Source organism: Vibrio nigripulchritudo ATCC 27043 (assembly GCF_000222685.1).
Lineage (GTDB): Bacteria > Pseudomonadota > Gammaproteobacteria > Enterobacterales > Vibrionaceae > Vibrio > Vibrio nigripulchritudo.
This window is the reverse complement of sequence record NZ_AFWJ01000088.1, coordinates 1-8,834: the sequence shown is the minus strand read 5'-3', so window position 1 is coordinate 8,834 and position 8,834 is coordinate 1. Positions and strand designations below refer to the sequence as shown.

The following is an 8,834-nucleotide window of genomic DNA, read 5'->3' as shown; positions in this document are numbered from 1 at the left end:
ATCGGCATTAGGCTAATCAGCCTGCTTTTATCGTTTTGGTCAATATTAATTAGTCACGCAGTGAAGCGCCAAACTTCTCAGAAACGTGAGCAACGATAGCGTCAACGGCACCTGCGATATCTGCATCTTCAAGCGTGCGCTCAACAGACTGCAGAGTCAGTGCGATTGCTAGGCTCTTCTTGCCTTCTTCGACACCTTTACCTACGTAAACGTCGAATAGCTTCGCGTCTTTCAGGAACTCACCGCCTTGCTCAAGACAAGCACTTACGATGTCGCCAGATGCAACCGCTTCGTCCACAACTACCGCGATGTCACGACGGTTTGATGGGAATTTAGAAAGCTGAACGGCTTCTGGAATCACCTTAGAGTTGATTGCAGACCATTCAATTTCAAATACGATGGTGCGACCGTTTAGACCGAACTTACGCTCTAGTTCAGGGTGAACCGTACCAATCACACCCACCTCTTTGCCGTCTACGATGATGGCAGCAGACTGACCCGGGTGAAGGGCTGGGTTAGCTTTTTTGCTTTCAGGAGACAACGCAGCGAAAGAGTATGCTTTTTCGTTAGCAGATAGTTCCAGAATCGCTTCCAAGTCGCCCTTAAGGTCGAAGAAGTCAACAGTATTTGTTTCGATATCCCAGTGCTCTTCACTGCGAGTACCTGCAATAACACCAGCAAGCATAGGCTCTTGGCGCATACCGTTCTCAGCAGACTCACAAGGAATGAAACGCAGACCGTATTCGAACAAACGAACACGTGGCTGTTGACGCTTCTGGTTATGAACTACCGTGTTAAGCAGACCTTGGATAAGACCAAGGCGCATCGCAGACATTTCCACTGAGATTGGGAAAGGCAGAACCAATGGCTCAACATCTGGCACGATAAGCTTTTGCTGCTCTGGCTCTACGAAGCTGTATGTAATGGCTTCGTGATAACCACGGTCAACAAGAAGATCACGAACACGTTTAAGAGGAAGATCCGCTTCAACATGATTGTGCATCTTAAGTGCTGCAGCTGGGTTTTGGTTAGGAATGTTATCGTAACCGTAGATACGACCAACTTCTTCAATCAGGTCTTGCTCGATAGCAATATCAAAACGCCATGTTGGCGCAGTCGCTATCCAGCCCGCCTCTGTCGTTTTAACAGTTAGACCAAGACGCTCTAGGATTTCAACGACATCGCTGTCTGCAATGTGGTGACCTAGCAGGCTGTCTAGCTTAGTGCGACGTAGTGATACTGTATTTGCTTTTGGTAGGTCAGCTTCAGACTCTTCTGCAACAACAGGCGCTACTTCACCGCCACAGATTTCAACCAGAAGCTCTGTTGCACGTTCCATTGCGCTTGCTTGCAATGCGAAATCCACACCACGCTCGAAACGCATAGATGAATCAGTGTGTAGACCGTAGCTACGAGCGCGACCACGAATGTGGTCTGGTGCAAAGAATGCGCACTCAAGCAGAACGTCTTTTGTTTCTGTAGTTACACCAGACTCCTCACCACCGAAGATACCAGCGATTGCTAGAGCTTTATTGTGGTCTGCAACAACCAGAGTATCTGCGTTTAGTTCAGCTTCAGTGCCGTCCAGAAGAGTTAGCTTCTCGCCCTGCTCTGCCATACGAACAACGATACCGCCTTCAATCTTAGCCAGATCAAACGCGTGCATTGGCTGACCTTGCTCCAGAAGTACATAGTTAGTGATGTCTACAACAGGATCAATTGAGCGAATACCACAACGACGCAGTTTTTCCTGCATCCAAAGCGGTGTTTCAGCCTGAACGTTTACGTTCTTAACCACACGACCCAGGTAACGAGGACATGCTGCAGGTGCTTTAACTTCAATAGACACTTGATCGTCAATCGCTGGAGCAACCGGGTTAACAGCAGGCTCTGTCACGTCAGCGCGATTTAGTACGCCAACTTCACGAGCAAGACCGCGGATGCTGAAGCAGTCCGCACGGTTAGCGGTTAGGTCTACATCTACTGTTACGTCATTCAGACCAAGGAATTCACGGAAATCTGTACCGATAACAGCATCTTCAGAAAGCTCTAGAATACCGTCTGACTCAACATCAATGCCCAGCTCTGAGAAAGAACAAAGCATGCCGTGAGAAGGCTGACCGCGAAGCTTCGCTTTCTTGATTTTGAAATCGCCAGGTAGCACTGCACCAACAGTCGCGACAGCAACTTTCAGTCCCTGACGGCAGTTAGGTGCGCCACAAACGATGTCCAGTAGCTCGTCAGCACCAACATCAATTTTGGTTACGCGAAGTTTGTCGGCATCTGGGTGCTGTCCACATTCAACAACGTGACCCACTTTAACGCCAGTGAATGAGCCCGCAACAGGAAGGACATCGTCAACTTCCAGGCCAGCCATGGTAATTTGGTGTGTTAGTTCGTCAGTAGTAACCGAAGGGTTTACCCACTCACGAAGCCAAGTTTCGCTGAATTTCATAGTGATAAACCTCTGGATTACTTGAACTGTTTAAGGAAACGAAGATCGTTCTCGAAGAACGCACGCAGGTCGTTTACGCCATAACGAAGCATAGTCAGACGTTCAACACCCATTCCGAATGCGAAACCAGAGTATTTTTCAGGGTCGATGCCTACAGAGCGAAGTACGTTCGGGTGAACCATGCCACAGCCCAGAACTTCTAGCCATTTACCGTTTTTGCCTTTTACGTCTACTTCAGCAGAAGGCTCTGTGAACGGGAAGTAAGAAGGACGGAAACGCACTTCCACTTCTTCTTCAAAGAAGTTACATAGGAAATCGTGCAGGATGCCTTTTAGCTGAGCGAAGTTTACGTTTTCGTCAACCAGCATACCTTCCACCTGATGGAACATTGGTGTATGCGTTTGGTCGTAGTCGTTTCGGTATACACGACCCGGAGCGATGAAACGGAAAGGTGGTTTGCCGTTTTCCATTGTACGAATCTGTACACCAGACGTGTGAGTACGCAACATTAGATCAGGGTTGAAGAAGAATGTGTCGTGGTCAGTACGCGCTGGGTGATCTTCTGCAATATTCAATGCATCAAAGTTATGGAAAGCATCTTCAATTTCAGGACCAGACTCGGTGTTAAAACCAAGTTCACCAAAGAACTTCTCAATACGCTCAACAGTACGAGTTACTGGGTGCAGACCGCCATTTTCAATGCGGCGACCTGGCAGAGTCACGTCGATAGTTTCCGCCGCTAGTTTCGCTTCAAGTTCAGCACGTTGAAGTGCGTCTTTTCTTGCTGCGATAGCTTGCTGAACTACACCTTTTGCTTTGTTGATCTCCTGACCAGCGCTGCGGCGCTCTTCAGGTGGCAATTTACCCAGGCTTTGTAGCTGAGCAGTTAGCTCACCCTTTTTGCCAAGGTACTGAACACGCACTTCATCAAGTGCGACAAGCGAGTCGGCAGCGTCGATGGCTGAGCCCGCATTAGCAATGATCTCTTCTAGATGTTGCATCGTTTCCTCATCTACCTATGCTTCCCTCAATGGAGTCGTCATAAGTGGTAGTGTCCGTAAGGTTTCCCTGATGGGATTCTTGGGTATTTTCAAATAGCTCTACATAGTAATCAAAGCGATGCTCAAATCCAAACCCTAATCTGCGATCATTGGCTTTACGGATGAAAAAACATCAAAAAAGAAGCTTTAGAGGCGTATTTCAGCCAATACATCTCAAATCTCATGATTTCCTGGTTAAGACTAATCAATCAGCATTGAGTATCTCGACGGAAGAACACCATACTCAAAAATGAGAAAAATCAACACGGTGATCATTCCGATTTTAATCTGCTCACAAATTGCCAACTAATGAGCAAGTCTTTAATCAGTAGCTCAGATTTAAAGCGAATTTGATCCAAATACGATTGAAAAGTTTTAGGTATGAACTAGCATTATTTATGTAGCCAAGGCTACATAGTCTTACTCGCAAAACACAAAAGCCGGGCACTGCCCGGCTTTGTTTTGTCATCTTTCAGCTATTTTATCTAAAAATAGTATTCAAGTGACAGTTCCACAAAATCATCTTGTCGACCGAAATACAGCAAGTCTGACGGTGTATCGTTTTGTAGCAGCCAGGCATCAACACGCCATTTCCACTGATTATTGATACGGCTAGATGCTTCTACCCTTCCGTTATAGACATCACTGTTATCCAGGTCCTGAGTCACTCCAATAAGAAACTCTGTTCCTTCTGCGTCATTAGCGACAAGACGAGTACCAAGAAACACATCATTTTGTCCTATGTTTTGCGCGTTGTTACCCCGGGAGTCATACAAGTATTCGGCAATCACTCCCACGTCCCAGTCGGATTCAGCTATACCAATAAAGGTATATTCAAAACCCGCAACAACGCCGGTGTGGTTGTCATCGCTGTCCCGGTAAATACTTTCCAGTTTCCAAAGCCAGTCACCGACGATCCCTTGAACATCCAGACCTACTTGAGACATCTGCGCGTAATACGGTTTAAATTCACCATTTACCTTTCTAAAGTATGGATCTCGATTTGTTCCGTTGAAGTAAGACAGCCCTACATCCCAGTCTCCGAACATTTGAGAATATCGAAACGCAAAATCGACGTGTTTTTCCTCTTTAGAAGACTCGTACAAGGCATCGTCTGAAACAGGTAACCTCAATCGCCCATCTTCACCAGCAAAGGTTCTTTCCCTAAAATAGGGTAAGACAAGCGCGTCGACAATTCCCCAGTCTCTTTCGAAAGTGAACTGAACCATAGGCTGACCCAGTTTCTGCTCACCATCCAATGACTCAACGGCATCAGACTGATTGACTACATCAACTAAATGCGCCGATTCCGTGACTCCCCAGAAAACCTTACCTATGCCTGCCCTCACTTCGAAATCTTCAAATACATGCAGATATTGAAGTTCTCGAATGTCGTAATGAGTACGTTCACTGTCCATGCTGTCAAAGCGAGCAAATGGGGTAAAGCTCCATTCACCATTGCCTGACTCGGTCGTCCAGTACCATTGAGGCTTGAGCACTAGGGACGTCTGCTGTTTTCCTTGACCGTCCAGTCCTTCGTGGAAAAACTGCCTGTGCTCCAGGTTCACCTGCCCAGCCAGTTCAGCAAAAGCAGGTAACCCAACAAGCATCGATAAGGCGGCTGCGATTCTTAACTTCATAAACCGTCCTTAGCGAACGCGCTTAAGCGTGTTTTTGGAGAAATCGCCATCGTCCAGCCCATTTCTGAACGCCATTTCTTCAGTATTCAGAATGGTGCTTTTACCAGACTGGTGGTTCACCATCAGCATTTTGTGTGCACGCCAGTATTGATCTTCATACACTTGATATTCTGAGAACGTCAGAGTTTTCAGAAGCGCACTTTTACGATCGTAGAACTCCACTTTCAACGGGCGATAGTGGACCTTGTCTAACCATACGAGTTGTTTGGTATAGCCTGAGTTTTTGTCTGTAGGAATCTGCTCCAGAAGAAATACGGGTTCGCCATCCACCATATCGTCTTGAATATAGTTGAACTTGTATTTTTCCAGTTCAAACGAGCTTAAATCTTCATAGGCAAATTCACTACCCATAAACGGTCCCGACTTGTTTCTGGAAGAAATGCGTTTCACTCGTTTCAACGCTGGCAAATATAACCACTGATCGTCAGGTTCTGTTGTATGTGAGTGGTTCAGAAATGCCGTGCCTTTCACGTCACGTGGCTCGTCAAAAATGGTCAGCCCCTTGTCTCCGTCTCCATCGACTTCAAGCGATTTTAAGCGCATCTGGCGTGTGCTGCTTTCACCCTGTGCATTTTTCAGAATCATGCTCATTGTTGCTACCGAATCGCCCCAACCTGTATCTCTTGCTTTTCTTTCGTTAGCGATTTCCATTCCTTTTACTGCATCAGCAAGTACGTTGCCCGACATGAGTAAGCCAGCCAGTAGTAAAGAGGTGTATTTCATTTTCATCATTCGTTCCTTTTACTGACGGGTGAATCTCTTCACCCGTGAAATTCAAATTATTAAGAGACGGTTTCTGTCTTGTTCAGAGAAATGGCTTCTTTGGTGTCTTCTGCCGGTGCCTTGTCTTTGTCAAACAGCATTAGCAGTGTTGGCAGGAATAAGAAGTCCACCACCAGCGCGAGGAAAATCACTAACGCGCTAAGCTGCCCCATATCGGCATTCAATCTAAAGCTGGACATCGCCAGAATAGAGAAGCCTGCGACAAGGACGACCGTGGTAATACCAAGTGCCCGACCTACTGTGTTGAAGGCGTATCGAACGGCCTGTTCAGCGTCTTTGCCTTCTTTACGTGCACGTTGGTACTTGCTAAGGAAATGCACGGCATCATCAACCACGATTCCCAGAGTCAAAGTCACAACCACAGAAAGACCAAGATTGATTTCACCGGAATACAGTGCCCACATACCAAATCCGATCACGGCAGGTGCCATGTTTGGAACCAGGCTGATCACACCCAGTCGGAAAGAGCGAAGCGCGAATATCATAAGTGCAGAAATCAAAATCAAAGTAATGGGCAGTGTGGACAACATACTCGCCATGTTGGTCTCGCCAATATGAGCGAACATCAAGGTCGGGCTCGAAGCAGAAATGTCGTATTGCGGTGCGTTGGTCGCAAACCAGTCATAGATACGGTTTTCGATATCCACCAGCTCTTTACTGCCCAGATTTCGAGTCGTGAGCACCAATTTGACTGAAGATTTATCGACATTGATTTGGTTGTTAAGATCCAAGCCGTATGGCAATGACATCTCATACATCAACAGGTACTGGGCTGCTAGCTCTCTTTCCTGAGGAAGTGTGTAGTAGCTTTGGTCATCACCGTGCATGTTCTTATTCAGGCGCTTATACACATCCGCCAGAGACGCAACATGATCCGTTTCAGGTTGAGCGCGCAGCCAGTCTGTAAATTCACCCAGAGTAGTCAGGAATGTAGGGTCAGCAATACCCTGAGATTCGCCTGTCTTAATCGCGATGTTGATATTGGTCATGCCAGAAATATGTTCTTCCATGAAGTCCGCCGCCTGACGGAACGCACTGGTCTGGTCGAAATACTTCACCGATTCATCGTTGATTTTGTTTTGTGGAACCAGCGCAGCGGATACGGCGATGACAACCACGGAAAGTGGAAGCAGCACTTTACGTTGACGGACGACGAACGCGCCAAATTTGTCCATGTAAGTCGCTTTGTTTTGAGCTTGAGGTTTGACCTTAATTGGCAACACCTTCAATAGTGCTGGCAGTAGAGTTACCGACAGAATACAAGCGATCATCACACCCAGAGCCGCCAGATTACCGAAGTCACGAAGCACCGGAGAGTCGGACATGTTCATCATTAAGAAGCCGATTGCCGTCGTTACCGAAGTAATCAGAATCGGCATGAAGTTCAGCCAGATACTGTGAGAAATGGCTTCAGACTTGCTCTTACCTTCCAACATTGCCTGACGCATTGTGGCGATGACATGAACACAATCCGCCACGGCAAGAGTCAGTACAAGTGTTGGGATGTTAACTGTAGCCGTGCTGAGGAACATGCCCGCCCAACCAGACAATCCCATGGTTGCCGTAACCGAACCAATGATAACCACCAGCGTTGCCACCACGCTTAGGAAAGAGCGCAACATGATTGTCAGGAAAACCAAGACCACAGCTAGCATTGCCGGAACCAGTGTGGAGGTATCATTCTGGGCAGAGACCATAAAGGCATCATTCATTGCCACTATACCTGCTTTATGGAAAGTGACACTTGGGTATTGCGCCTGATATTTGGCAAGCAGCTGATCGGCAAATGCGACAACTTGAATGAGTTCCGCTGTTTCGTCTATTTTAGGCAGCTGTAATGTGATGTTAACTATAGTGACATCACCACTTTCGGACACAACGGATTTAAGCAAAACTGGCTCTGAAAGTGCAACTTGCTTAACCTTTTCAATTCGTTCCTGCGTTAGCTCATAGTCTTCTAACAACAGGTCTTCCACTAGAAGATCGTCTTCAAACGCTTCGGTATGCTGATAGTTAGATAAAGAATCCACGCGGCTAGAAAACGGAACTTGCCATGAATCTTCGGTGAAGTCTCTAACCAGGTTTAGAGTTTCAGGAGTGAAGACATTGCCATCGGCAGGTGCAATAACAATGGCGAGATTATCGGTTTTATTGAAGGTAGCTTGAATCTCTTCAAAAGCTTGGAGCTGTGGGTTGGCTCCATCAAAGAAGATATTGTAGTCCCCTCGGAAATATAAATTTTTACCGCCAATAGTGGCGACAACCAAAAGTATCGTTGTTAGAAGAAGTACCCATGGCGTGTGGCTAATAGGACTTCTCAGTAACCTTGTCAGAAGGTTTTGTTGAACTTTCATCACACTCTCCGTTTGTGACGTTTCGTCATTTATCTGTAATATAAAACCAGCTCAAGCTGGTCTCATCTACTCTGCTAGATCGATTTGCGGAATAATCCCGCAATCTCGTGTCATTCTTGACGAATCGTCACTGAAGAGTCTAAATAAACCCACTTTCGTGGGTTTCATCAGGGGCTTACTATGCTATCGACCGATTGATTCCAGGTAGGCAATCTCTTCGGCAAATATCTCCTGCTCTACCTTTTGACAGGTTTTGCGGTAATCCCACTCAGAAGACAATGGTTTCCACTGAAGTCCATCCAGTACAATGTTGGAATTCTGGAGTACAGAAAAAGGGTCTTGCAAGCGGGTAATACAGTAACTGTTAGTAGAGTTCTTTGCCAATGCGTTCGAGCCAAATGCCACGGACCAATTCGCAAAGACAATTGCATCAGAGCTTAAGCCTGGACCGTATTTCAAATCCCCGACTTCTACTGCTTTCTGAACCAGTTTGTCAGCGCCA

5 protein-coding genes and 1 pseudogene are annotated in these 8,834 nt (G+C 46.6%); all 6 read right to left on the bottom strand.

Features of this window, described 5'->3' with window-relative positions:
- Window positions 1–49: 49 nt before the first annotated feature.
- Window positions 50–2,455, bottom strand: coding sequence for a phenylalanine--tRNA ligase subunit beta (pheT, locus tag RH89_RS09050; RefSeq protein WP_004401281.1), 2,406 nt, complete (start codon window positions 2,453–2,455; stop codon window positions 50–52).
- Window positions 2,456–2,472: 17 nt separating this feature from the next.
- Window positions 2,473–3,456, bottom strand: coding sequence for a phenylalanine--tRNA ligase subunit alpha (gene pheS, locus RH89_RS09045; RefSeq protein ID WP_004401280.1), 984 nt, complete (start codon window positions 3,454–3,456; stop codon window positions 2,473–2,475).
- A gap of 524 nt (window positions 3,457–3,980) precedes the next feature.
- The gene (locus RH89_RS09040) at window positions 3,981–5,135 is read right to left on the bottom strand and encodes a hypothetical protein (protein ID WP_004401278.1); all 1,155 of its coding nucleotides are present in this window, start codon (window positions 5,133–5,135) and stop codon (window positions 3,981–3,983) included.
- 9 nt (window positions 5,136–5,144) lie between these two features.
- Window positions 5,145–5,924: an outer membrane lipoprotein-sorting protein gene (locus RH89_RS09035; protein ID WP_004401276.1), complete on the bottom strand. Its 780-nt coding sequence runs from the start codon at window positions 5,922–5,924 to the stop codon at window positions 5,145–5,147.
- Between the two features lie 53 nt (window positions 5,925–5,977).
- The gene (locus RH89_RS09030) at window positions 5,978–8,332 is read right to left on the bottom strand and encodes an efflux RND transporter permease subunit (protein ID WP_004401274.1); all 2,355 of its coding nucleotides are present in this window, start codon (window positions 8,330–8,332) and stop codon (window positions 5,978–5,980) included.
- A 183-nt stretch (window positions 8,333–8,515) separates the two neighbouring features.
- Window positions 8,516–8,834, bottom strand: a pseudogene (locus RH89_RS09025) (TetR/AcrR family transcriptional regulator); the annotation flags it as partial.

Bases quoted from the DNA above. Each gene is read 5' to 3' on its own strand.
- pheS (WP_004401280.1), bottom strand. From the start codon at position 3,456: ATGCAACATCTAGAAGAGATCATTGCTAATGCGGGCTCAGCCATCGAC.
- RH89_RS09035 (WP_004401276.1), bottom strand. From the start codon at position 5,924: ATGAAAATGAAATACACCTCTTTACTACTGGCTGGCTTACTCATGTCG.
- RH89_RS09030 (WP_004401274.1), bottom strand. From the start codon at position 8,332: ATGAAAGTTCAACAAAACCTTCTGACAAGGTTACTGAGAAGTCCTATT.
- RH89_RS09040 (WP_004401278.1), bottom strand. From the start codon at position 5,135: ATGAAGTTAAGAATCGCAGCCGCCTTATCGATGCTTGTTGGGTTACCT.
- pheT (WP_004401281.1), bottom strand. From the start codon at position 2,455: ATGAAATTCAGCGAAACTTGGCTTCGTGAGTGGGTAAACCCTTCGGTT.